28 protein-coding genes are annotated in these 24,185 nt (G+C 35.3%); 12 read left to right on the top strand and 16 right to left on the bottom strand.

Annotation, left to right across the window (positions count from 1 at the left end; translation table 11 throughout):
- Position 1: 1 nt before the first annotated feature.
- The 5 genes from KFE94_03685 to rsfS form a co-directional block, all read right to left on the bottom strand.
- The gene (locus KFE94_03685) at positions 2–655 is read right to left on the bottom strand and encodes a phosphatidylserine decarboxylase family protein (protein ID UTW67228.1); all 654 of its coding nucleotides are present in this window, start codon (positions 653–655) and stop codon (positions 2–4) included.
- A gap of 34 nt (positions 656–689) precedes the next feature.
- Positions 690–1,505 (bottom strand): phosphatidate cytidylyltransferase, encoded by an 816-nt coding sequence (locus KFE94_03680; GenBank protein ID UTW67227.1) that lies wholly within the window; start codon positions 1,503–1,505, stop codon positions 690–692.
- 19 nt (positions 1,506–1,524) lie between these two features.
- Entirely contained in the window at positions 1,525–1,743 is a 219-nt protein-coding gene (locus KFE94_03675; protein ID UTW67226.1) for a DUF2007 domain-containing protein, read from the bottom strand.
- 77 nt (positions 1,744–1,820) lie between these two features.
- Positions 1,821–3,914: an ATP-dependent zinc metalloprotease FtsH gene (gene ftsH, locus KFE94_03670; GenBank protein ID UTW67225.1), complete on the bottom strand. Its 2,094-nt coding sequence runs from the start codon at positions 3,912–3,914 to the stop codon at positions 1,821–1,823.
- Positions 3,907–4,299, bottom strand: coding sequence for a ribosome silencing factor (gene rsfS / locus KFE94_03665; GenBank protein UTW67224.1), 393 nt, complete (start codon positions 4,297–4,299; stop codon positions 3,907–3,909). The genes ftsH and rsfS overlap by 8 nt, the downstream gene beginning before the upstream one ends.
- 180 nt (positions 4,300–4,479) lie before the next feature.
- Between rsfS and KFE94_03660 the strand changes: the two genes are divergently transcribed.
- Complete coding sequence (locus tag KFE94_03660) at positions 4,480–5,235, top strand: biotin--[acetyl-CoA-carboxylase] ligase (GenBank protein UTW67223.1); 756 nt, start codon at positions 4,480–4,482, stop codon at positions 5,233–5,235.
- Here the strand turns inward: KFE94_03660 and KFE94_03655 are convergent.
- Together KFE94_03655 and KFE94_03650 are read right to left on the bottom strand one after the other, a co-directional pair.
- On the bottom strand, positions 5,232–5,633 hold the full coding sequence (locus KFE94_03655) for a hypothetical protein (GenBank protein UTW67222.1): 402 nt from the start codon (positions 5,631–5,633) through the stop codon (positions 5,232–5,234). The two genes, KFE94_03660 and KFE94_03655, sit on opposite strands and share 4 nt — an antisense overlap.
- A 4-nt stretch (positions 5,634–5,637) precedes the next feature.
- On the bottom strand, positions 5,638–6,282 hold the full coding sequence (locus KFE94_03650; protein ID UTW67221.1) for an orotate phosphoribosyltransferase: 645 nt from the start codon (positions 6,280–6,282) through the stop codon (positions 5,638–5,640).
- A gap of 8 nt (positions 6,283–6,290) precedes the next feature.
- Between KFE94_03650 and KFE94_03645 the strand changes: the two genes are divergently transcribed.
- The gene (locus KFE94_03645) at positions 6,291–6,926 is read left to right on the top strand and encodes an NUDIX domain-containing protein (GenBank protein UTW67220.1); all 636 of its coding nucleotides are present in this window, start codon (positions 6,291–6,293) and stop codon (positions 6,924–6,926) included.
- Here the strand turns inward: KFE94_03645 and KFE94_03640 are convergent.
- The 5 genes from KFE94_03640 to KFE94_03620 are packed head-to-tail and all read right to left on the bottom strand — an operon-like array spanning position 6,905 to position 10,906.
- Positions 6,905–8,299 (bottom strand): redoxin domain-containing protein, encoded by a 1,395-nt coding sequence (locus tag KFE94_03640; protein ID UTW67219.1) that lies wholly within the window; start codon positions 8,297–8,299, stop codon positions 6,905–6,907. The genes KFE94_03645 and KFE94_03640 overlap by 22 nt on opposite strands.
- A complete protein-coding gene (coaD, locus tag KFE94_03635; GenBank protein ID UTW67218.1) occupies positions 8,300–8,755 on the bottom strand; it encodes a pantetheine-phosphate adenylyltransferase in 456 nt (151 codons plus the stop codon).
- Between the two features lie 5 nt (positions 8,756–8,760).
- Positions 8,761–9,297: an RsmD family RNA methyltransferase gene (locus tag KFE94_03630; GenBank protein UTW67217.1), complete on the bottom strand. Its 537-nt coding sequence runs from the start codon at positions 9,295–9,297 to the stop codon at positions 8,761–8,763.
- Positions 9,288–10,133 carry a DUF3822 family protein gene (locus tag KFE94_03625; protein ID UTW67216.1) on the bottom strand — a complete coding sequence of 282 codons (846 nt, stop codon included), beginning with the start codon at positions 10,131–10,133 and terminating at the stop codon, positions 9,288–9,290. Before KFE94_03625 ends, KFE94_03630 begins: the two co-directional genes overlap by 10 nt.
- Before the next feature lie 5 nt (positions 10,134–10,138).
- Positions 10,139–10,906, bottom strand: a complete 768-nt coding sequence (locus KFE94_03620) for a hypothetical protein (protein UTW67215.1) — start codon at positions 10,904–10,906, stop codon at positions 10,139–10,141.
- Between the two features lie 131 nt (positions 10,907–11,037).
- Between KFE94_03620 and KFE94_03615 the strand changes: the two genes are divergently transcribed.
- The 3 genes from KFE94_03615 (at position 11,038) to KFE94_03605 (ending at position 15,156) form a co-directional block, all read left to right on the top strand.
- Entirely contained in the window at positions 11,038–12,417 is a 1,380-nt protein-coding gene (locus tag KFE94_03615; protein ID UTW67214.1) for an AAA family ATPase, read from the top strand.
- 38 nt (positions 12,418–12,455) lie between these two features.
- The gene (locus tag KFE94_03610; GenBank protein UTW67213.1) at positions 12,456–13,028 is read left to right on the top strand and encodes a 1-acyl-sn-glycerol-3-phosphate acyltransferase; all 573 of its coding nucleotides are present in this window, start codon (positions 12,456–12,458) and stop codon (positions 13,026–13,028) included.
- A gap of 157 nt (positions 13,029–13,185) precedes the next feature.
- Positions 13,186–15,156 carry a PKD domain-containing protein gene (locus tag KFE94_03605; protein ID UTW67212.1) on the top strand — a complete coding sequence of 657 codons (1,971 nt, stop codon included), beginning with the start codon at positions 13,186–13,188 and terminating at the stop codon, positions 15,154–15,156.
- 11 nt (positions 15,157–15,167) lie between these two features.
- On the opposite strand, the gene KFE94_03600 is transcribed toward KFE94_03605, so the two are convergent.
- From KFE94_03600 to KFE94_03590, 3 genes are all read right to left on the bottom strand, one after another.
- Positions 15,168–15,599, bottom strand: coding sequence for a hypothetical protein (locus KFE94_03600; protein UTW67211.1), 432 nt, complete (start codon positions 15,597–15,599; stop codon positions 15,168–15,170).
- 203 nt (positions 15,600–15,802) lie between these two features.
- Positions 15,803–16,885: a DNA polymerase III subunit gamma/tau gene (gene dnaX, locus KFE94_03595; protein ID UTW67210.1), complete on the bottom strand. Its 1,083-nt coding sequence runs from the start codon at positions 16,883–16,885 to the stop codon at positions 15,803–15,805.
- A gap of 132 nt (positions 16,886–17,017) precedes the next feature.
- The gene (locus tag KFE94_03590; protein ID UTW67209.1) at positions 17,018–17,602 is read right to left on the bottom strand and encodes an outer membrane beta-barrel protein; all 585 of its coding nucleotides are present in this window, start codon (positions 17,600–17,602) and stop codon (positions 17,018–17,020) included.
- Between the two features lie 177 nt (positions 17,603–17,779).
- Here KFE94_03590 and KFE94_03585 point away from each other — a divergent pair, with 177 nt between their 5' ends.
- The 3 genes from KFE94_03585 to rplI are packed head-to-tail and all read left to right on the top strand — an operon-like array spanning position 17,780 to position 18,875.
- Positions 17,780–18,121 (top strand): 30S ribosomal protein S6, encoded by a 342-nt coding sequence (locus tag KFE94_03585; protein ID UTW67208.1) that lies wholly within the window; start codon positions 17,780–17,782, stop codon positions 18,119–18,121.
- 26 nt (positions 18,122–18,147) lie between these two features.
- Positions 18,148–18,417, top strand: a complete 270-nt coding sequence (gene rpsR, locus KFE94_03580; GenBank protein UTW67207.1) for a 30S ribosomal protein S18 — start codon at positions 18,148–18,150, stop codon at positions 18,415–18,417.
- Between the two features lie 11 nt (positions 18,418–18,428).
- Entirely contained in the window at positions 18,429–18,875 is a 447-nt protein-coding gene (rplI, locus tag KFE94_03575) for a 50S ribosomal protein L9 (protein UTW67206.1), read from the top strand.
- An 88-nt stretch (positions 18,876–18,963) separates the two neighbouring features.
- Here the strand turns inward: rplI and KFE94_03570 are convergent, their stop codons facing one another.
- Positions 18,964–20,199 carry an ABC transporter permease gene (locus KFE94_03570; protein ID UTW67205.1) on the bottom strand — a complete coding sequence of 412 codons (1,236 nt, stop codon included), beginning with the start codon at positions 20,197–20,199 and terminating at the stop codon, positions 18,964–18,966.
- Positions 20,200–20,290: 91 nt separating this feature from the next.
- Between KFE94_03570 and nadA the strand changes: the two genes are divergently transcribed.
- From nadA to KFE94_03550, 4 genes are all read left to right on the top strand, one after another.
- Positions 20,291–21,256, top strand: coding sequence for a quinolinate synthase NadA (nadA, locus tag KFE94_03565; GenBank protein UTW67204.1), 966 nt, complete (start codon positions 20,291–20,293; stop codon positions 21,254–21,256).
- Between the two features lie 64 nt (positions 21,257–21,320).
- Positions 21,321–22,895, top strand: coding sequence for an L-aspartate oxidase (gene nadB / locus KFE94_03560; protein ID UTW67203.1), 1,575 nt, complete (start codon positions 21,321–21,323; stop codon positions 22,893–22,895).
- Positions 22,879–23,631: a DUF3575 domain-containing protein gene (locus KFE94_03555; GenBank protein UTW67202.1), complete on the top strand. Its 753-nt coding sequence runs from the start codon at positions 22,879–22,881 to the stop codon at positions 23,629–23,631. The genes nadB and KFE94_03555 overlap by 17 nt, the downstream gene beginning before the upstream one ends.
- Positions 23,631–24,164 (top strand): GNAT family N-acetyltransferase, encoded by a 534-nt coding sequence (locus tag KFE94_03550; GenBank protein ID UTW67201.1) that lies wholly within the window; start codon positions 23,631–23,633, stop codon positions 24,162–24,164. The genes KFE94_03555 and KFE94_03550 overlap by 1 nt, the downstream gene beginning before the upstream one ends.
- Positions 24,165–24,185: the final 21 nt, after the last annotated feature.

The following is a 24,185-nucleotide window of genomic DNA, read 5'->3' as shown; positions in this document are numbered from 1 at the left end:
ATTAAAATTCCGCCAGAACACTTCGTCTTCCCTGAACTTTTTGGTCTAATTCAACCTGAACTTTTGCATCTACAGGTATGAAGACATCTACTCTAGAACCAAATTTGATGAAGCCGAATTCTTCACAAGCATCCAATTGATCACCTTCTTCTTTATAGTGAACAATTCTACGTGCTAACGCTCCGGCAATTTGTCTAAATAACACCGGTTTTCCGTTTTCATTTTCTACTACATAGGTAGTTCTTTCGTTTAAAGTCGAAGATTTCGGATGCCAGGCTACTAAGAACTTTCCTGGATGATATTTAAAGTACTTTACGATTCCTGATACCGGAGACCAGTTGATATGTACATTGAATGGAGACATAAAAACAGAAATCTGAAGACATTCGGTTTTGAGGTATTCATCTTCAAATACACGTTCGATAGCCACAACTTTACCATCTACAGGAGAGTAGATATTACCTTCAACAGGAGAACAGGTTCTATGCGGTTTTCTGAAGAAATAAATGACCATCCAAACAACATATACAGCGCCAAGTTGTAGAATCAATCGAATAATAAAATATTCAGAAAAAATCGTGCTTAGATAGACAAGGAAAGACCCAAAAATGAGCGCAAGAATAATGCTAACAGTTCCTTCTTTATGTAATCGCATAGTTCGAATTTCGGCAAATGTAAATTAATTGTCGCTATAAATCTAGAAAGGTTAATAAGTAGGCTAAAACCACAGGAGCTGTTAATAACACCGCATCAAAGCGATCTAGTACACCACCATGGCCCGGCATAATTGATCCTGAATCTTTTACATCAGCATTGCGTTTAAATGCTGATTCCATTAGATCACCGATATTAGCAAATACGCTAACCAATACAGAGATCCCGATCCAAATCGGAAGTTCAAAAGTATTCCAGAAGGTATGCAGAACGATTCCGGCAACAATACTTAGTAACAAACCTCCAATAGACCCTTCCCAGGTTTTATTAGGTGAAATACGTTCAAATAGTTTGTGCTTTCCAAAGGATCTTCCAGATAAATATGCTCCGGTATCATTGACCCACGTAAGAATAAATATGGACAATGGTATTTTCCAATTAAAGTCAATTGTATAAGTTGCAGATATTATCGCTAATACAAGTAGACTTAATAGCGGTACGGCTAAGTACAGAGCCCCGGAAATAGTTACAGAGATATCTACAATGGACGTTTCAGATTTTTTACTGAGTAGCTGAAAGATAAATATGAGGATAAATAGCATCCATACAGAAAACGCCCAGAAGGCTGTTCCAGTCGTAATGAAATATCCCGCAGATAGAATGAATAAGCTATTAAATATAGCGCCACTGTATTTATAAGGCGAGCTAAACTTATTCGAAAGCTTATAAAATTCAAGTGTTCCTATAAAACCAATAATAGCAAAGAGTACTAGCGAAGGATAAAATCCCCAAATCAATGTCCCAATAATGATTGAGATAAAGACTAATCCTGAAATGGCTCTAGTAATCAATTGGAGAGGAAATTATTGATTATTCAATAATCTGTTTGGCTTTTTCAATATCATTTTCATGCACGTATAATGAAACCATAAAATCAGTATCATTTAACGATTTAAGCATGGAGTCCTGATGATTAAATACGATCGCTTCTATTCCCTGAGACTCTAATTTGGATTTTTTTAGGTTGATATCTAACTCGTGATTTGAAGTTAAAATACTTACCCAACCGTCTTTATTTAATGCATTCATATGTTTACTTTTTAATCCTAGTAAAGTTACTCCAATTTAAGGAGATTCACCATCAAATCTGAAAGAATAATATCGATTTACGATTCTTCTTTTTGTTCAGCTACAGCCGAATCCGCAGTTCCATTTTTATGAACTGGTTCTTCAGGTTTAGTTTCTTCAGTTTCATTATTAGCTGCGGCAAGTTTAGCTTCGGCTTGCTCTTTAACTAATTTTTCTTTAATCACATCCGATTCAAATGTACGCTTACCAAAAATAGCTTCCAGATCATCTTTAAAGATGACCTCTTTTTCTAAAAGAGTCTCTGCAAGTTGAGTCAACTTATCCTTATTTTCTTCCAACAACTTAAGCGTTTTCTGGTACATTCGTTCTACCAGGTTACTTACGGCTAAATCAATTTTTTCAGCAGTTTTCTCACTATATGGTCTTTGGAAAGAATAATCTTGTTGACCAGAAGAATCATAGAAACTGATATTCCCTACACTCTCATCTAAGCCGTAGTATGTCACCATCGCATAGGCCTGTTTGGTTACTTTTTCCAGGTCACTTAAAGCTCCCGTAGAGATTTTACCGAAAATAATTTGTTCGGCCGCACGACCTCCAAGAGCAGAACACATTTCATCTAATAGTTGTTCTGTCGTGGTAATTTGTCTTTCTTCAGGAAGATACCATGCCGCACCTAATGAACGTCCTCTTGGAACGATTGTGACTTTTACCAATGGAAATGCATGTTCCAATAGCCATGAAGTAGTAGCATGTCCTGCTTCGTGGAAAGCAATGGTTTTCTTTTCTTCCGGAGCAATAATTTTACTTCTTTTTTCCAATCCACCGATAATACGGTCAACGGCATCTAAGAAGTCTTGTTTTTCTACCTGATTTTTCTTTTTCCTTGCAGCGATTAAAGCTGCTTCATTACAAAGATTGGCAATGTCAGCACCGGAGAACCCAGGAGTTTGATTTGCCAGAAAATCGATATCAATATCTTCAACCAGTTTTAGCGGTTTTAAATGTACTTCGAAAATTGCTTTACGTTCAGTAATTTCAGGTAAATCTACATGGATTTGTCTGTCAAAACGTCCAGGACGTAGTAATGCAGAATCTAAGATATCAGCACGGTTGGTTGCTGCTAAAATGATAACCCCTGAATTTGATCCGAATCCATCCATTTCTGTTAGAAGCTGATTCAGAGTGTTTTCTCTTTCATCATTTGACCCTTGCATAGCGTTCTTTCCTCTCGCGCGACCAATTGCATCAATCTCATCAATGAAAATGATTGATGGAGATTTTTCCTTAGCTTGTTTGAAAAGGTCACGAACTCTGGAAGCTCCCACACCGACAAACATCTCAACGAAATCAGATCCGGATAAAGAGAAAAACGGCACATGCGCTTCACCTGCAACTGCCTTTGCCAAAAGAGTTTTACCTGTTCCGGGAGGGCCGACTAATAAAGCGCCCTGAGGAATTTTCGCGCCTAGAGAAGTGTACTTATTTGGGTTTTTTAGGAAGTCAACGATTTCCGTAACCTCTTCTTTGGCTTCTTCCAGACCAGCAACATCCTTAAATGAAGTTTTTACCGTATCGTTTTTATCGAATAAAGTAGCTTTGGATTTACCGATGTTGAAGATCTGGCCACCGCCACCGGCTCCGCCACCCATTCTACGCATAATTAGAAACCAGAAACCAATTAAAAGTACAATTGGGAGTAGGATTCCAATGATATCTCCAAACCAGTTTTCCTGTTTAATATAATCATACTCGAGTCCATATTCTTCTTGCCATTTATTCAGATTTTCTCCAAAGAAATCTGCTTGCGGAATATTAAAAGTAAATTGAGGCCCTCTTGGGATAAAACTGTTTTCAGAGCCTTTTTTAGAAAAAGGCTGATCTTTATATTCCTCTTTGGTTATGGCTTCGTCTTTCAAGTAAACCTTACCAATTTCTTTATTAATGATTTCAACACGTTTTACGTCACCACGCTGAACCATTTCTTTAAACTCCCCATAATTGATGTTATCAGGTTGAGGAGACCAATTGAATAAGTTTAATCCAATTAATCCAATCGCAAAAATGGCGTATAACCAGTAATAATTGAATCCGCCACCCTTTGGAGAATTCTTTTTGCTACCACTTGAGAATGGATTATTGCTTGAAGGTTTATTTTCTTTATTACTCATTTGTAATTTCTTCGTTGTCTGTAATGTAATTTAATTCGGCATCTGCCCAAAGCCCTTCCAGGTCGTAATGTGCTCTTTCTTCAGCTTTAAAAACATGAACCATGGTGTCAAAGTAATCCATTAGAATCCAGTTTGCCTCACGATAGCCTTCAACTCTACTAGGTTTTTCTTGTAGAACTGTACGCGTCATTTCTTCAATACTATCCGAAATGGCTTGAACGTGGGTGTCTGATGTTCCTGAGCAAATAATAAAGTAATCGGAATAAGCATTCAGAACTTTTGTTAAGTCAACTACACAAATATCGTTACCTTTTTTCTCTTGTATGCCTTTAATGACAATGTCTACTAAAGTCAAATTCGATTTGTTTTCGGAATCTTTGGCCATTAATTATCTAAAATTGGCTGCAAAGATAACTAAATGCTTAGAAAATATCTTCATCAAAATGCTTTCAGAGAGAGAAAATTGAGTGTTTACTTACTATTTGTGATTTACTATAATTTTATGTGAATTTCAGCTTATTGTTTTGGTTAAATAAAGTTAATTTGTAACGAAAATAGAGGGGATTTGGATACACTTTTTACCGGGAAAATAGTTCGTAGATTTGATGAGACTACATCTACAAATGAATTGGCTGCTGAAGCGTTAAAAAATGCAAAAGTAATTGAAGGAACTGCTTTTGTAGCCAAGTATCAAACGCAAGGAAAAGGGCAACGGGGGAATGTTTGGTTGAGTCGTCCAAATCAAAACATTCTGGCCAGTTATGTATATTATCCTTCTTTTTTGAAAACCGATCAGCAGTTTTATTTGATAAAGGCGGTTTCATTAGCCATAAAAGATTTGCTGGATAAATATTTGATTGATAAGGCGAGAATCAAATGGCCCAATGATATTTATATCAATGATTTAAAGATTACAGGTATTTTGATTGAATCTTCAACAAAAGGAGATTACATGGGAAGTTCAATTATTGGAATTGGGATTAATGTAAATCAGAACCAGTTTGCAGAAGATGTTAATGCAACTTCAATAGTATTGGAAACCGGAATAGGTTGTAATTTAGAGATGCTGTTTTCGGAGCTATCCTATCATTTAGAACAAAGATATTTGATGCTAAAGAGATCACCCAAAGGATTAGATTCCGAGTATCAGAATGCTTTGTACCGTTTAAATGAAAAAACAAATTTCACACTAAATGGTAAACAAACCGAACTTACGGTTCTTGGAGTAGACGAGTTAGGGCAACTCAAAGTAAGAAATCATCTGGGAGAAATAGCACATTACGGAATGCACCAAATTAAGATGGAAGTTCCTAAATATTAATCCATTGCTTTAGGTAGGTTGCCTGCCAACGTATCAAAGAATTTCTTTAAGGGCCCCGAAACCATTGCTTTCATAAACATGTTGACATCGCCATCAAAAACAAAGTAGGAATCAACATCTTCGTTATTTTCCCTGATAAAAATGGTAAGTGTAAAATCAAATGGATTTTTTCCTTCAGACTCTAATGTAATAGAAGCAGGTGAATTCAATTCTTTGTGCTTCATTCCGATGGTTGCCAGATTTTTAATTCCAAATCGACAGTTTTCAGATGTAGATGTCCAGTGTTCAATTTTATCTTCAGGCATTAATTTTTGTAGATTATTTAAATCAGACAAAAAATCAAATACTTCTTGTGCGGAATGATTTACCTGAACAGTATTACTTTCAATGGTGAGCATGGTATTATTTTTTAGGACTCCAGGTAGAAGGAGATTTACGCCAATCTTTTAAAGACTCAACTTGAGATAGCTCTACCAAATTACTTTTGATGGCCTGATCAATCAAAGTGTCATAATCCGTAAGTACCTGATAGTCACATTTAGCTTCTTTGAAATTATCACTAGCCACATCAAATCCATAGCTAAAAATAGCAACTAAACCTTTGATTTTTAATTCGGCTGCACGAAGTGCTTCCACCGCCTTTAAACTACTACTACCGGTAGAAATAAGATCTTCGATAACAACCACATTTTGATTTTTTTCAAAGACACCTTCAATTTGATTACCTAAACCGTGTCCTTTTGGTTTTGGACGGACATAGATAAAAGGAAGATTCATTTCCTGAGCCACTAAAGCTCCAATTGGAATACCTCCTGTAGCTACTCCAGCAATCACATCAGGCTTGCCATAAGCTTCTTCAATTTTCTTTACAAATTCGTGGCGAATGAATGTTCGTATTAACGGATAGGAGAGAATTTTTCTGTTATCACAATACATTGGAGACAACCAGCCCGAAGCCCATGTAAAAGGGGTTTTAGGTTGTATGACAACCGCTTTGATTTGTAATAAAAATTCTGCTACTTTGAGCGATGAATGATCTTTAAGCATGGACACAAATGTATAAAGTTTTTGTAAACAAAACTCCTATTATTTTAACAGATAATGGTGATATTTTAAAGGAAAAAAAATACCAGGTATTTCCATTTGAGAATGGAAAGCAACTGGTTGATTTAGTGTGGGGAATGGAGACCGGAAAAGTGAAGAAACCTACGGCAATAACCCATTATGACATTGATGAATTGTGGATGACATTTGTTCAACAATTCCATTATGTTCAGGCAGCAGGAGGAATGGTTTTTAATTCGAAAGGTGAGTTTTTGGTCATTCACAGGAATGGAAAGTGGGATTTACCCAAAGGACATCTTAAAAAAGGAGAGCGTCCGGAGTTTGGAGGAATGCGTGAAGTAGAAGAAGAATGTGGTATTTCCGATTTATCCATTACGAAACATTTGGCCAATACATTTCACATGTATGATCGTAAAGGATTGGTGTTGAAAAAGACCTTTTGGTATTTGATGAAATCTGATTTCGATGGAGAATTGGTGCCGCAATTAGAAGAGGGGATTGATAAGGTGGAATGGAAGGAGAAGGGAGATATTAAAGACTTATTGAAAAAGTCTTATCCGATTATAGGCGAATTACTGAAAAAAGGAGTGAAGCTGTACAAAAATCAATCGCTAATTATTTCATAACTCTTACGCTTTGATTTTTTTACAAATTCATGCGCAAAAAACTCAAACATTTCTGAGGGAGATTTGGCGGGAGCTTGAATAAAATACCCTTGAGAGTTTAATAAGAAATAAACCGGATAACTCCAGATTTGGTATTTCTCTAATACCTCGTATTCGTTATTTAGGAATAAGTACTTTAGATTTTGTGATTCAGGAGGAAGATTTACGAGATGAATAGAATCACGATCGGTAATGACCATTAAAAACTTAACCTTTTTATATTTCTTTTTTAGAGTTTCTATTACTTTTAAATCACGTTGACAAACTCCACTTTGAGAATGTATAAACCCCAGATATACCGGATGACCTTTGAATGACTCTAGAGAAAACTCATTTCCATTTTTGTCCAATAGTTTGAAATGAGGTGCCTCTGCATTTGGTTTAAGATATTTTTTGTGTGACTGTAAAAATAGCGCAGCTTCTTTTTGAAGTGGATATGCACAGAAATTTGAAATTTGATTAAGAATAGATGCTTTTTGCTCTTTTGTTAAATTATGATTGGATGATGCCCCATTTATGTATAGTAATATAGCCAAACTTCTGATTTCCTCATTTTGAAGTAACACATCTGTTTTAGCAAAGTCCATGAATGAATTATAAATCTGATAATCATCTTTTACTTTTTGAAATGCTTGTCCATTTTTAGCAATAAGATTATTCAGTCGGGTATTCATTAAAAACTTAAAGAATCTTAAGTAGGAGGGATCTCCGTATAAAATAGGTTTTGCTAAAATGTAATGTTTGATCAATTTTTGTTTGGAAACATCCGTTTGAAGATAAGCTTCTGCTTTGAGGTAGGTATAATAATTATTAAACAAAGAATCGTTTATGATATAATCATTATACGTTGAATCAGATTTAGAGAAAAAGGAATCATATTTAGAATTAAGATTTCCTTTGGGAGTATTGTTTAACTGCAAATTAGCAAAGTCAATTTCTATTCGTTGGTAAATAGAGTCTACAGCGGTGTTTGGAGGAACCGAATGGTACAAAACCTCATATTTGAGAGGGTTTCGTTGATTATCGGCATATTTGATAGGGAAGAAATTAATCTTAAGAGACGAGTTGGGATGTATTTTAATCCTGATTTCACGCATCTCAATTTTTATGATAAGCTCTTCTGCGTGGTCTAGATTAAATTTGAATTGATAGCTGCCATCTGCTAAAATATATTCTTCAGCAATAAGTGTTTTTTGTTTGGTAAGCGCATTTTCGATTTTAAAAATTTGAATAGGCTCATTTTTAAAAAATAGGGCCTCACCCGATAGGTCAACATTTTGACCTAAAGCAATTTGAACTAAAAATAAAAGAAGAAAACCAAGTGCTTTCTGCATTTATAAAATCTGTTTTGGTACATATTTAGAAATATCGCCACCATGCCTTTGAATGTCTCGTACCACACTTGAAGATAAAGCCGAATATTCCGGACGACTTATAATAAATACAGACTCTACATTAGGAGCCATATCCAAATTCATTAAGCCAATATTTCTTTCAAACTCAAAATCTGCGGAGGTTCGAATACCTCTAAGGATAAACTGCGCATTTTGATCTTTACAAAAATCAACAGTTAATCCGTTGTAGATTTTAACTTCAATTTTGGGTTCATTTTCAAATACGCGTTCAATCTGAGTTTTACGTTCTTCAGGACTATATAAATACTTTTTATTTGAATTATTCCCGATAGCGATAATCAAGTTATCAAATAAAGGCAAAGCTCTTTTAATAATGTCTTCATGACCAACTGTGATGGGATCAAATGAACCTGGGAAAACTGCAATCCTACGCATAACAATCAATTTTTTTCAAAGATGCTAAAATGAACCGAACCATAGCGTCTTTGTTGAATAAAGCCATTGATATGATCAAAATGATGATGGGGATCATGTTCGATAATAAACCAACCTCCCGCTTGAAGCAAATTACTTGCCATAATGGCTTCAATCATTTGATCTTGATTTTCCATTTGGTAAGGAGGGTCTGCATATATTAGCTTAAAAACACTTTTGGAGGTTTCTATATACTTAATCACATCTGACTTAATCACCGAAACCTGATCGAAGCCCAATTCTTTGATCATAGAGTGGATGTATCTTGTGCAATTGTAATTGATATCTACAGAAGTAATAGATTTTGCACCTCTTGAAGCGAATTCATAAGAAATGTTCCCTGTTCCAGAGAATAAATCCAGGACGGTTAATTGATCAAAATAAAATTCATTATTAATGACATTGAAAATCCCCTCCTTCGCCATGTCCGTAGTTGGTCGAACAGGAAGGTTTTTAGGAGCTATGATTCTTTTTGATTTGTATTTCCCCTGTATTATCCGCATTGTAAATCAAAAATAGTATTAATTAAAGCGTCTGATGTTTGATCATTTGTCTGTTTTAATTCATCTGGTTTGAGATTGAAAATTTTAGAGGAAAATCTTTGTAATGTTGAGATAACTTCTGGTTTTCGATCGTATGATCCTCCAATATGAATTAAAGTTTCCGCAGGAGAAAAGTTAAATTGTTCGATAGAATAGTAAGTGTAATATATAATGTCTTCAGGTGTTTTAAAGTCAAATGAATTGAACAATATCATTTTTTTTCCTTCAAACAGACATAATGAAAACGAGTTTGAATGCATTTGAATAAATGCTGAGTTATCATTTTCGGTAGCGTAATACAAATGGTACGTAGAAATAAGTGAAGCGAAATGATGATGGAAATCTATATGTCCAATTTTAGTTTGAAGTTTGCTCTTTAAAGCTGATTTAATCGGAAATAGGATATAGCTATCTATTTCTGGAATAAATCTGGATTGAATAGATTCATCTATATTTAACTCAAAAACATTGAGATGTAGCTCGTCAATTTTATTTTGATCAAAGAATAAGCTTGGAATTAAAGTAAATTTAGATATGGTTGAATATAAGGTGGTTTGAGAGGCATGAGATAATATATTTTTGATGTACTCAGAATCAAAAAAAGAATCGGATTCTAATCCTTGAATCGTATGGACCTCATATTTCTCAAGTCCGACAAGTAGACCTGTTTTGGGATTAGAAATACCTATAGTATAGCTATTTTGATCAGCATGTAAAGCTACCGAATACAAAGAAGCAGCTTTGATATCAAAGCTGCTTCCGTTTTTGTAATATTTAAATAAAGGTTTTATAACCAACCAGTTTATTTTTCTTCTTTCCAGTTACCCGCAGTAGTTGGGTCTACCATAGAACCTACACGCATAACATCATTTTTATCAAAAGGTGCGGCATCAACAATTTCGAAAACCTGAACTTTAGCACCACTTGAACGTGTGATTTCTCCAGCTTCAATAGAGAATTCTACATTATTTGAGTGAGGTACATATCTTAAAGTTTCTACATTTAAAGGAAACTTAGCATCTCTTGTTTTCATATAATCGTCATTAAATACAATCTCCATAGCAGGGTATAAAGTTGTATCACGTCTAATGATTCCTTGTTCTAATGCTTCTGCTTCTGTTAAAGTGTCAGGCACATCACCAAACATTTTTACCATATTAACAGAATCATGTTGTAGGAAGTGCATTAAAGTATCCATGCTACCACAGAATACTCTGTTTTCTTTTTTATAAGTTAATTCGATTTGACGTAAATCTTTCAAATTTTGAATAACCTCAGCATAAATCGCTTGTTTCTTTCTCATGAATTGAATTGGCTCATCAATTGAATGATAATTTGCATAAGCCAAATAACCTGAAAGAAGAAGTAGAACAGCAGCTATTCCAGTAGCAATTTTATTGCTGATTTTTCCCAAAGCATTTAGGATAGTAATTATACCAGCAAATAGAATGGATACTCCTGCTATAAGGAATACTTGATTTTGACCACTTGAGCTTCCAAACCCTACTAATCCTATTCCTAAAAGAATAATAAATACTCCAGGGGCAAATTTTGATATCGAATCTTTCATGTTTTATTTATAATATATATCCGTATTTTTTATCGAACGCGCACAAAACTACAATTTTTTTTATTTGAAATGCATAGCTTGTAACGGCTCATAAATTCAATTTATTTTGCAGCCGTAATAATACATTAAATTTGGGTACATTTCTGCATAAATCATTCCAATTTGAACCGACTAATGATCAGCTGGAAGCCTTTCATTATTTGGAAGAATTCATTACCCAAAGAAAATTACTCTGGCTATTTATATTACGTGGATATGCGGGTACAGGTAAGACTACTATTTTGGCACATTTGGCAAAAACAGTGTCAAAAAATCAAAAAGTGGTTCTTTTAGCCCCCACAGGAAGAGCAGCACGAGTCTTGTCTTCTTATTGTAAAATGCCTGCATTTACAATACATAAGCGAATTTATCGACTTGCGGATGATGGTTCTGATTTCAACTTTATTTTACAAAAAAATAATTTTGTTAACACTTTGTTCATAGTAGATGAGGCATCAATGATTTCTACCGGCTTTGGAGGAGAAAGGAATGTATTAGAAGACTTGATGCGATATGTTTATAGAGGTAAGGGGTGCAAGTTGATTTTATCTGGAGATAATGCGCAATTACCCCCAGTAGATATGGCTTATTCTCCGGCATTGGATCAACAGTATTTAGAAAGTTGTTTTAACATGCCCGTAACTCTTTTTGAGTTGAATGATGTGGTTCGTCAAACCAAACAATCAGGAATATTGTATAATGCGACTCTGCTAAGAAAATCACTCCAAAGTGGAAGAGATCAGATCAAATTTGAAACCGAATTTCCCGATGTATCAGCAATTAATGGTTTGGAGCTTCAGGAAAGCCTGGAAGAAGCAATTGGGAATTATGGAATGGAAGAAGTTTTGGTTGTCACCAGGTCTAACAAACGCGCCAATCAATTTAATCAGGAGGTAAGAAATAGATTGTTATTTAGAGAAGAACAAATTGAGGCGGGTGATTTTCTAATGGGAGTTCGCAATAATTATCACTGGTTGAAAGATGAAGAAGATAAAACGGATTTCATTGCCAATGGAGAATCTATGGAAGTAAGGAAAGTATTAGGTGTTTATGAAATGTATGGGCAGAAATTTGCGGATTTGAATGTGCGATTTGTAGACGATAGAATTCCTGATGTGGATTTAAAGGTTTGGCTGAATTGTTTATCTATTGAGGGGCCTTCAATGACAATAGCTGATAGGAAGCAGTTGTTTTATGACGTTTATGAGGATTATTTGGCGCAAGGAGAATCCAAGAATGCGAAACAAAAAGCGATGAGCGATCCATACTTTAATGCTATGGAGTGTAAATTTTCATATGCAGTAACCTGTCATAAAGCACAGGGAGGGCAATGGGCTGCAGTTTTTATTGATCATGGATTCTTGACTGAGGATATGGTTGATGAAAATCTACTAAGGTGGTTTTATACAGCAATAACCAGGGCTACTGATCGAGTATATTTGGTGAATTTCAATAAAATGTTTTTAGAATAATACCTTATAGATAAGGTGTCGAATATACATTTGTCAATATGAAAAAGTGGTTCGCAGGTTTATTGTTTAAGTTATATGGTTGGAAACTAGTTGGAGAGATTCCAAAAACATTAAAAAAATATGTTTTAATTGCTGCTCCACATACATCCAATATGGACTTCTTTTTGGCAATGCCTTCTATGTGGTCGCTAGGTGTAAAAGGGAAATACCTTATTAAAAAGGAGCATGTGGAAACACCGTATGGTTTTTTGATTAAATGGATGGGAGGGATAGGTGTAGACCGGAAAAAGACTTCAATAGATTTTGTTAATCAATTAAAACGCATTGTTGCGGAACATGATGAATTAGCAATGTTGTTTACTCCGGAAGGAACTCGAAAGAGAGTTGAAAAATGGAAAACCGGATTTTATAGAGTTGCAATGGCAGTAAATGTGCCAATCGTATTGGCATATGCGGACTATGAGAAAAAAGAAGTTTTTATAGGACATGTTTTTCATCCAAGTGGTGATTTTGAAAAAGATTTCCTTTATATGGAGAACTTCTATAAAAATATTCCTGCCAAGTATCCTCAGGATTATAATCCACAGATTTTTATTCGCAAAGGAGCCTAATTGTGAATAAAATAAATCATGTTTTAACCCTTTATTTAAAAAAGGTTTGGTCTGAAAGTAAGAATTTTATTACCAAATAGTTAACAATCTATTGGAAATTGAAAACTTTTGTTAATTTTATGGCTTCAATTGACTTGATGATTAGATAATACATTTTTTGAATTTAAAGCCGCATATTTTAGTATGGTTAGTGTTGATGTTATATTCAACGATAACGTACGCTGATGGTCATGGGTTAGGTCCTGCTGGTCCTGGAGCGTGTGTCTCTGATCTCGATGTTTCCAATACAACAGATATAAGTGTTTGTTACTCTGAAAAGAATAACGCGCAAGTTGTTTTGAATTTATCTAATTCAGGATTAGATACAATTCGAAATGTTCAAATTGGATGGTTTTTCTCTTCAGATCAAAGTGGAACTATGAGTTGGTCGGGTAATATCTACCCAAATTCCAGCGAAATGGTTAATCTTCCTGCATTAGCTTTTCCTTCTGAAGGACATTTCTCTTTATCTATTTGGGCGATTAACGGTCCTGGAGATATTAATTCTTCAAATGATACGATCAATGTAACAGTGCATGTTTTCAACCCGTTTATAGTAAATGAACTTAGAGATACTGCAATTTGTACCAATGAAGTGTTACCATTGAATCTTTCAACAAACTTTCATTCATATTCTTGGGATAATGGTCATTCGGGACCTTCAAGATCAGTACAGCAACAAGGAAATTATAGAGTAACGGTGGAGGATGAAAATGGATGTTCAACGGTAGATTCTATGTTTTTGGATGTTCATGAAGCACCAGGACCATTATTGCCTGGAGACACGGTATTATGTGATGGTGTGATTTTATCTACAACATTATCTGCGAATTTTGTCACATATCAATGGGCAAATGGAAGCACTGGAGATGGCATCACTATCGATCAGGCTGGGGTGTATTCTGTTCAGGTTGTGGATACACATGGATGTACTTATGCGGATACTATGGACGTACAGTATGCAGCGTTACCAAGCTCAGGAACTCCAACGCAAGTAAATATTTGTAACGGAGATTCAACAGTGTTAAATGCTGCGAACAATTTCAATTCTTATATATGGAATACGGGAGATACTTCAAGTAGTATTACGATTACTAATTCAGGGAATTATGTAGTGACGGTTACCGGGCCACATGGATGTATTGGTATTGATACTGTACAGGTAATTGTAAACCCTTTACCGGAGATTACTTTTAATGATAGTGTGATGTGTAATTTTACTCCATTCGTAATGGATGTGGGATGGTTCTCAGCATATCAGTGGTCTAATGGAAGTACAAGTCAAAACCCATTAATAACTTCTCCAGGGATTTATTCTGTTACGGTAACGGATTTGAATGGTTGCGAATCTGTGAAATCCGTTTACGTAAACAATTATAATGTAAATGTAAATCTTGGTCCGGATACTTCAATTTGTAGTGGTGATGGAAACTATATCTTGTTAGGAAACAATTATGATAGCTATCTTTGGAATGATGGCGATACTTCAGCCAATCATTGGATTGGTAGTGCAGGAACATACAGCGTAACGGTAACCAATGGAGCTTGTGCTGCTTCGGACGAAAAAGTGGTTACAGAGTTATTATATCCAAATGCGGATTTCTCACATTTAGTAACCAGTCCAAATGTACAGTTTACAAATTTGTCTAATGTGAGTGTTGGTTTAACATGGGATTTTGGTGACGGGAATACTTCAACGTCTGTTAATCCTCTACATACTTATGCTAGTGTTGGGAATTACGATGTGACTTTAACTGCTGCAAATGCATGTGATACAACACAGTTTATTACGAGTGTGAGTATCTTCCCTCAGGATGCACACCGTATTTATGTAAACGAGAATTTAAAACTGTTCCCTACCGTAGCAACAAATGTGATCAATTTCTCGTTTTCAGGAGCAAATAAAAATGAGTTAGATTATGCCATTTATGATGTAACGGGTAAAATTCTGGTTAGGGAAACAGATAACTATTATGGCGATGAGTATCTGTATACTATTGATGTTTCGAGCTTCGCAGCAGGAACTTATTATATCAGAATAGTAAGTGATGAGTCTTTAATGGCGGTTCAGCCATTTATCAAGAAATAAATCAAATATTTTTATTTTAACTCTAGTTTAAGCTTATCGGCCCAATCGTTTAGTTGCGGGTATTTTTCTGTAAAATGGTCAAACTTATCTTTATTGGTATATAAAACCTTCTTGGCTTTTTGCTTATTCACCTCTGTTTGGAAGTTGATATGATTGTTTTTCAGTTCTTCCTTTAAAAATTCGATTAAGTCAAGAGACAGTCTGGTAAATTCCAGTTCATTGGTTTCGTTTCTGAAAACCAGGTGAATTGTTTTTTGATCTTCTAATATCTGAGGTTCACAACCCGATAAAACACTAGCCGAAAAACCTCCGGATATTTCTTTGACTCTATCAGTATAAATGTTCCATTTAGCCTTTAGATGATCAAGAGTAAAAGGTTCATCACCGTAATATTTGGCGACTTTTTCTTTTTCTTCTGATTCCTGAGGTTTGATTCGAATCATAGACTTCCTTCTTCTTGCAGTAGTTTGATTCGCATATACCTTAGGTGGTGCTTGACTTACTGAAGGAGGAGGTGTTGACGGAGGGATGTCAGAGGTTGGTTTCTGTGGAGTGGATGATGTGTTTGTGTTTCCGACAGCAGCTGTTGTACTAGCCGATTTATTGGTTAATTGAGCAACAAATATCGGGTAATCACGAAACGTTTTTAATTTTTTTTTTCACTTCCCACGCCAATAGAGGAAAGCTGCATCAAACAGACTTCAACCAGCAATCGCTGGTTTTTACTGGTTTTATATCTGAAGTCAACATCAGAAAGTAATTGTAGAGCATCTAATAAGAATTCAGGATTACATTTACCGGCTTGGGACAAATAACGCTCTTTAAGATTTTCGCTGGTTTCTAATAAAGAAAGTGTTTGCGGATTAGATGCTACAAGCAAATCTCTAAAATGACTTGCTATTCCTACAATAAAATTATGGCCATCAAAACCTTTTTCAAGCACTTGATTAAATAGGAGTAGCGCTCCGGATGCGTTTTGTTCGAGAATTAAATCAGTCACCTTGAAATAGAATTCAAAGTCCAGAATATTTAAATTCTCAATTACATTCTTATATGTAATGGTATTTCCTGAAAAACTAACGATTTGATCAAAGATTGATAAGGCATCGCGCATTCCTCCATCTGCTTTTTGAGCTATAGTATGTAATGCATCGTCTTCAGCAGAAATACTTTCCTGTTTTGCAATGTAATGCAGATGGCCAACAATATCACTATTATTTATACGCTGAAAATCGAATACCTGACATCTTGAAATAATGGTAGGAATCACCTTATGTTTTTCGGTAGTAGCCAGAATGAATATCGCATGCTCAGGTGGCTCTTCTAGTGTTTTAAGGAAAGCATTAAAAGCTGCAGAGGATAACATATGAACCTCATCAATGATATACACTTTATGACTTCCTATTTGAGGTGGAATTCTAACCTGATCGATTAGTTGTCTAATATCTTCCACTGTATTATTAGATGCGGCATCTAACTCGAAGATGTTAAAAGCGAAATCTTCATCTTCATTTACTTCCTGATCTAAATCATTCCGATTAATGGTTTTTGCTAGAATTCTGGCCGTAGTTGTTTTACCAACTCCTCGTGGTCCGGTAAGTAAGAAAGCCTGAGCCAAATGATTGTTTTCAATGGCACTTTTTAATGTTTCTGTAATAGCTTTTTGCCCGACTACGCTTTCCCAGGTAGTTGGCCTATATTTTCTAGCTGAAACAATAAAATTCTCCATACAATTACGTGCTGCAACAAAAGTATAATGAAAATTAAATCGTCCTAATTTGGAAAGAGCTTATTTATAAATTGTGCATAAAAAAAGCACTAGGTTAATCTAGTGCTTCTTATAATAATATGGTGTGAACTCTTAGAAAGAGATTGCAGCTCCTAATTGGAAATATTGTTGTTTATAATTGGTGTTATCCAACTTTGATAAATTTGATGTCCCCCAGTTATATCTGGCTTCAACGGATATCATTAATATTTTAACCCCTAATCCTAGAAATACTGGTGCGTCAAAAGTACTTGTTTTGGCATCATCATCTAAAGATTGTTCTTCATCTAATAAGGTGAATTTATTTCCAATACCAAAAGTTGGAGACAATCCTCCCTGAGCATAAACGGGGCCTAATTTAACTTTAGCATAAATTGGAAGGTAAATTTGACTTCTAACATATTTAGTATTGTCAAAAACGGTCGATACCGAACCGGTTTGAGAATACTCAAGCCCAACTCCTAAACGCAGTAGTGGAATAAGTTTCTTTTCTCCAAAAATCCCAACATAAAAAGAGTTGAAGTTTTCTGAATTATTGTCGTAATTATCTCCATAAAAATTCGAGGCTTGCCAACCGGCACGAATACCTTTTTTCATGTTTCCATCATCGTCTCCGGCAAAAGAGACATTCAACAGGGCCAGCATAAATACTGCCATCGATAGTAGTGTTTTTTTCATGTCTGTTTAGTTTGATTTAACCAAATATAATAAATCATATGTAGAATGTCTGAATTACGTATTGCTTTTTTAAGCTTAATCGCCTTGTTTTTAAAAGATTAAAAGGATTTGGTTTTATGCGAAAAAGAACTACTTTTGCCGACCCAATTTTGGGGAAGTAAAATTAAATTTATTACAATGCAAACAAGGTATGAAACTGTTTTCATTTTAACTCCCGTTTTATCTGAAGATCAGGTAAAGGAAGCAGTAGGCAAGTTTGAGAGTTACTTGAAAGCAAATGGTGCGAAAATGATCCACCAAGAGAACTGGGGACTACGTAAAATGGCGTATCAAATCCAGAAAAAATCAACTGGTTTTTATCACTTATTCGAGTTTGAAGCTCCAGGAGAATTGATCAGTAAATTAGAGGTTGAATTTAAGCGTGATGAGAGAATCTTAAGATTTTTGACTGTAAAAATGGAGAAGCATCACATCGCATTTGCTGAAAGCCGCAGAACAAAGAAAGAAGCAAAAGCTTAATTCGTTAATTTATTAAAACATTAAAAATGGCTGGAAATTCATCAGAAATCAGATATTTATCTCCAATTGCGATTGAAGTAAAGAAAGACAAATATTGTCGTTTTAAGAAATCAGGGATTAAGTATATTGACTATAAAGATCCTAAGTTTCTTTTAAAATTTGTGAACGAGCAAGGTAAATTACTTCCAAGAAGAATTACTGGGACGTCTGTAAAATATCAAAGAAAAGTGGCTACTGCTGTAAAAAGAGCACGTCATTTGGCTTTAATGCCTTATGTAGCTGATATGTTAAAATAAGGAGGTCAGAAATGGAAATCATATTAAAAGAAAATATAGAAGGGTTAGGATATACTAATGACTTGGTAACTGTTAAACCAGGTTACGGAAGAAATTTCTTAATTCCTACAGGTAAAGCTATTTTGGCTACTGAATCAGCTAAAAAAGTTAGAGAAGAAAATTTACGTCAAAGAGCACATAAAGAGGCTAAATTGGTTGAAGAAGCTAAAGGTTTCGCTGCGAAATTAGAAGCTATGTCAATTAAGATTGGTGCTAAAGTTGGTGAGAGTGGAAAGATTTTTGGATCTGTGAATACAATCCAACTAGCTGAAGCAATTACAAACTTAGGTGTTGCTGTGGATAGAAAAAATATCTCAATTGTAAATGAGCCAATTAAGAATGTAGGTTCTTATGAAGCGAAAATCAAATTCCATAAAGAAGTGGAGCAATCAATTACTTTCGAAGTAGTTGGAGAATAACAATAAGAGTTTAAACTAAGAAAAAGCCGTTAATTCAATTAACGGCTTTTTTTATGTCTAATAGTTTGAATTTTATCTTGGTGGTTGTCTATTCATACCTTAAAGATTCAATAGGATCCAGATTAGCAGCTTTGCTTGCTGGATAGTATCCTGCGATAATGCCGGTAATAAATGTTAGACTTATTGCGGTAAAAATCCACAACCATGGAATAATGAAATTCACCTCGATAGCCATAGCCACAACATTTCCAATAATAATGCCCAGGATGATTCCGATGATACCTCCTAGTTGACAAACCATCACTGCTTCAGTGAGAAATTGTTTTTTAATCGTGTTAGCAGTGGCTCCCAAAGCTTTTCGAACACCTATTTCTTTAGTCCTTTCAGTAACGGAAACCAACATGATGTTCATCAATCCAATTGCAGCACCTAATAAAGTGATAAATGCAATAATGGTAGCAATACCTGAAACCATACTGAGGTTTTCTATTAAGTTTTGAGATAAGCTATCACTTCTGGATATTGTAAAGGAATTAGATTTACCTAATGGGTCTTTACGAATAATTCTAAATAAACCGGTTGCTTCGTTTATGGCCAGTTCCAGTCTATCAGGTCCGGTAGTCATAACTGCAACTGTATATCCCATATTTTTATACCCAAAAAACTGTCGTGCAGTGGGAACCGGAATAAGTACATTTCGATCTCCACCAAAACCCATTGAGCTACCTTTTTTCTCCAGAACACCAATCACTTTAAATTTGATATTTCCTATAAGCATGATCTTTCCTACGGGATTTACACCATCAAAAATTTCACTGGCGATCTCATTTCCGATAATGGCAATATGTGCTCCGGATGTATATTCGTTTGGAGTGAAATTTCGTCCCTTTTCGAGAGTAAAACCATTGGTGGAGATATAGTTTTCGTCAGTTCCGAAGATGGGGATATTGGGTTTGGATTCTTTTTTCTTGTATTTAACCACTGCAGCACCTCTGGGACGACACGAAATAGAAACGGTTCCGGGAAAGTCAAATTTATTTTTAAACTCAGCTGCTTGCTGGTAATTAATGTTTTCGGTTGCGGTTGTTTTTTTTCCACCACGTCTCTTATTGCTTTCCTTCTTATTGGTAATCGAAAAGCTATTTGCACCCATGGTCGAGAATTGATCATTTATAGATGATTTTAGAGCGTCTATAGCAGTAAGGATTCCAACTAAAGCAGTAATTCCAATTGCAATGATTAATGCGGTTAGAATACTGCGTAAAACCTGACTTTTTATAGATACAAAAGCAATTCTGATGTTTTCTATATTTGCTCTATTCATGGAGAAATGTCACATTTGAACGTGTGTAAAATTATACATTTGCATTTCCGTAGGTGTGAATAATATTACGGGTGGTTTAAAGATTGGATAAATGGAAATCAAGACAAAAAAGTACATCGTTGATCCGAAAGATCAAGAGCTAGCTGATAAAATTACCAGATTAAAGAAGGAAAAAAATGCAGTTATCTTGGCGCATTATTATCAGGTAGGACCTATTCAGGATGTAGCAGACTTTGTTGGAGATAGTTTAGCGTTATCTCGAAAAGCAGAAGAAACCGATGCAGATATTATTGTTTTTGCGGGTGTTCATTTTATGGGTGAAACGGCAAAAATCCTAAATCCGACCAAAAAGGTTGTGATTCCTGATATGGAAGCAGGGTGTTCCCTGGCAGATTCCTGTCCACCTGAAGATTTTGGAAAATTCAAAGAAAAGTATCCTGACCACCTGGTGATTTCATATATCAATTGTACAGCTGATATTAAGGCGATGACCGATATCATTTGTACTTCTTCAAATGCGAGAAAGATCGTAGAATCATTACCAAAAGATCAAAAAATCATTTTTGCACCGGATAAAAACTTAGGTCAATATTTGGTCAAAGAATTAGATCGTGAAATGGTTTTATGGGATGGGGTGTGTATTGTGCACGAATCATTTGATATAGAAAAACTCTTAAAGTTGGTAGAAAAGCATCCTGATGCGCATATTATCGCGCATCCGGAATCGGCTCCTCATATTTTAGAAGCAGCTGAGTTTGTGGGCTCCACTACAGGGTTATTGAATTATGTAAAAGAATCTTCAGAGAAGAAATTTATCGTAGCAACCGAACCTGGAATTTTGCATGAAATGCAAAGAGAAAATCCAGATAAAATTTTAATGACAGCTCCGGTAGGTGATGATGAAAGTTGTAACTGTAGTGAGTGTCCATATATGAAACTGAATACCATGCAGAAATTATATGATTGCTTAAAAGACGAAAGTCCGGAGATTGTATTGGATGAAGAGTTGCGTAAAAAAGCGTTGACGCCAATTAAGCGCATGTTAGAGATTTCGTAAATATGTTTCCTTACATTTTACTTTTTAACTCTGAGTTGTAAATTTACATTTCAAAAGTAAATACATGAATCACACTGACTTTCTCATTATTGGCTCCGGAATTGCGGGATTGAGTTTATCTATTAAGTTAGCAGAGAAATATCCTGAAAAGAAGGTTTTGGTGATTACTAAAACATCTGAGGAGGAGTCTAATACTCGTTATGCGCAAGGCGGTATTGCAGTGGTCTTAGACAATGTAACAGATTCTTTCGACAAACATATCTCTGATACTATGCGTGCAGGTGCCGGGTTAAATGATCGCGATGTTGTGAATATGGTGGTTCATGAGGCTCCCGATCGATTGAAAGAAATGATATCCTGGGGAGCGGAATTCGATAAAAATAAATCAGGTGATTTAGATTTAGGTCGAGAAGGTGGGCATAGCGAAAAACGAGTGGTACACCATAAGGATATTACCGGCTATGAAATGGCTCAGGCATTAATTCGGAGAAATGATGAATTGCCTAACGTTACGGTATATCAACACTATTTTGCGGTAGATTTGGTTACAGAACACCATTTAACCTTTAAAGAATACGATAAGAACAATATCAATTGTTATGGAGCATATGTATTCAATAAAGAGACCGGAAAGGTAGAGCTTTTTGAAGCTGATTATACGGTATTAGCAACTGGAGGAATTGGACAAGTTTATCAGTATACCACAAATCCTAAGGTGGCTACTGGTGATGGAATAGCAATGGCTTACCGGGCTAAGGCCAAAGTTGAAGATTTAGAGTTTATTCAATTTCATCCAACCGCATTGTATGAGCCTCGAAAAAGTCCTGCATTTTTGATTTCTGAGGCAGTAAGAGGTTTTGGAGCACATTTGGTGCATTCTGATGGAGAACGTTTTGTATATAATTATGATGATCGTGGGGAATTGGCTTCAAGAGATGTGGTTGCACGAGCGATTGATTCAGAAATGAAACGAAAAGGAGTTGAGCACGTATTTTTAGACTGTACACATTTAGATCAGAAGGATTTTTTGAAACATTTTCCGAATATATATGAGAAATGTAAGAGCGTGGGAATAGACTTGTTTGAGCAATATATTCCTGTTGTACCAGCTGCGCACTATGTCGCAGGAGGGATTAAAGTAGATATGAGAGGGCGTTCGACAATCAATAGGTTATATGCAAGTGGAGAGGTTTCAAGAACAGGGCTTCATGGAGCCAATAGATTGGCTTCAAATTCATTGTTGGAGGCACTGGTTTATTCCCATAATATCTTTAATGATATTGTGGATCGAAATGAAACTTTTGAATCTTGTGAAATTCCGGAATGGAACGATGATGGAATGGTGTATCCTAAAGAGTTGGCTTTGATTAATCATACCAGACATGAGTTACGCCAATTGATGAGTAATTATGTAGCAATAGTTAGATCCGAAATCCGATTGGAACGTGCACTTAGACGATTAAAGCTTATTTGGGAAGAAACCGAAGAACTATACGACAAATCAAAATTATCGGTGCCGCTATGTGAATTGAGAAATTTAGTTGGTGTCTCCTATTTGATCATAAAACAATCTATACATAGAAAACAAAATGCCGGTGGGTATTTCAATATTGACCTTGAAGATGAAATTAAAAAATAAACTATTAATCGGGTTACTTGCTATAATGTGTTTACCTGCATTTAGTCAGGAAGACTCCACAAAAATTGTAGCAAGACCCAATATTATTAAGTGGAACTTAACTCCAATCGCATTGGTAGGTCCGGGGAGTATTGTTTTAAGTTATGAAAGAGTACTCAAGAATGGACAAACTTTTAGTGTGGGAGGTGGATTACTAAAAAGAGCACCAAGAAAGAATAAATATGGAGAAACGATTCAGTTTTTTGATGCGGTAAAAAGAGGAGGTTTTGATATTAATGCCGATTACCGTTTTTTCTTTAAGAATAGGAATGCTAACCCAGTACCTGATGGATTATACTGGGGCCCCTATACTTCACTATATCATTTAAATTTTGAAGGAAACTCGCAGGTGTTTGAAGATAATGTGCAGGTAAATTCTGTGGCAATTAAAACAGATTTTTATATGTATAACCTAGGAATTCAGCTGGGGTACCAATTCATAATAAAAGATCGATTTTCAATAGACTTGTTTCTGGTAGGGCCATCATATACGCACTATAATTTTAATGTGAAATTTGATTCTCAGGTTGCAATTGATCCGGATAGTGATTTCTATAAAGACTTCAAAGAGATTTTATCAACGCTTTTACCAGGTTCGGAAGTTATTCTGGATGATATGGATTTTAGTACCGGAGGAAGAGCGAAGTTGAATTTTATAGGATATCGTTATGGAGTTCAAATTGGATATAAGTTTTAATGAGTGCTTATAGGTTTACTTCTAAACGTTTAGGCTTCCGTGCGTGGCAAGATAAGGATATCCAATTCTTAAATATATTGAATTCAAATATTGAAGTGATGCGGTATTTTCCTAAAATGCCATCACCTCAGGAGAATGAAGCATTTATTCAAAGAATGCAAAATCTCTATTTAGAAAAGAATTATTGTTATTTCCTGGTTGAAGAACTAGAATCAAAAAGCCCAATTGGTTTTATAGGATTGGCCGATCAAAACTATGAATCTGACTTTACACCTGCTACAGATATAGGATGGAGAATTTTTCCCAGGTTTTGGGGAAATGGATATGCCACCGAAGGAGCTTTAAGATGTTTGGAGTATGCACATGATCTAAATCTTTCGGAAATCATTAGTGTAGCACCTCAAATCAATATACCTTCAATTGCAGTGATGCAAAAGATTGGTTTGGAAAAAGTAAAAGAATTTAATCATCCTCTCTTAGAAAATTCTCCACGTCTTCAAGCATGTGTTTTGTATAAAATCGAATTAAAATAACTTATTTTTTAAGTTTCAGAT

The organism is bacterium SCSIO 12643, from assembly GCA_024398135.1.
Taxonomy (GTDB): domain Bacteria; phylum Bacteroidota; class Bacteroidia; order Flavobacteriales_G; family Salibacteraceae; genus CAJXZP01.
Note: the sequence above shows the minus strand (reverse complement) of the source record. Positions and strands in the feature narration are given on the sequence as shown.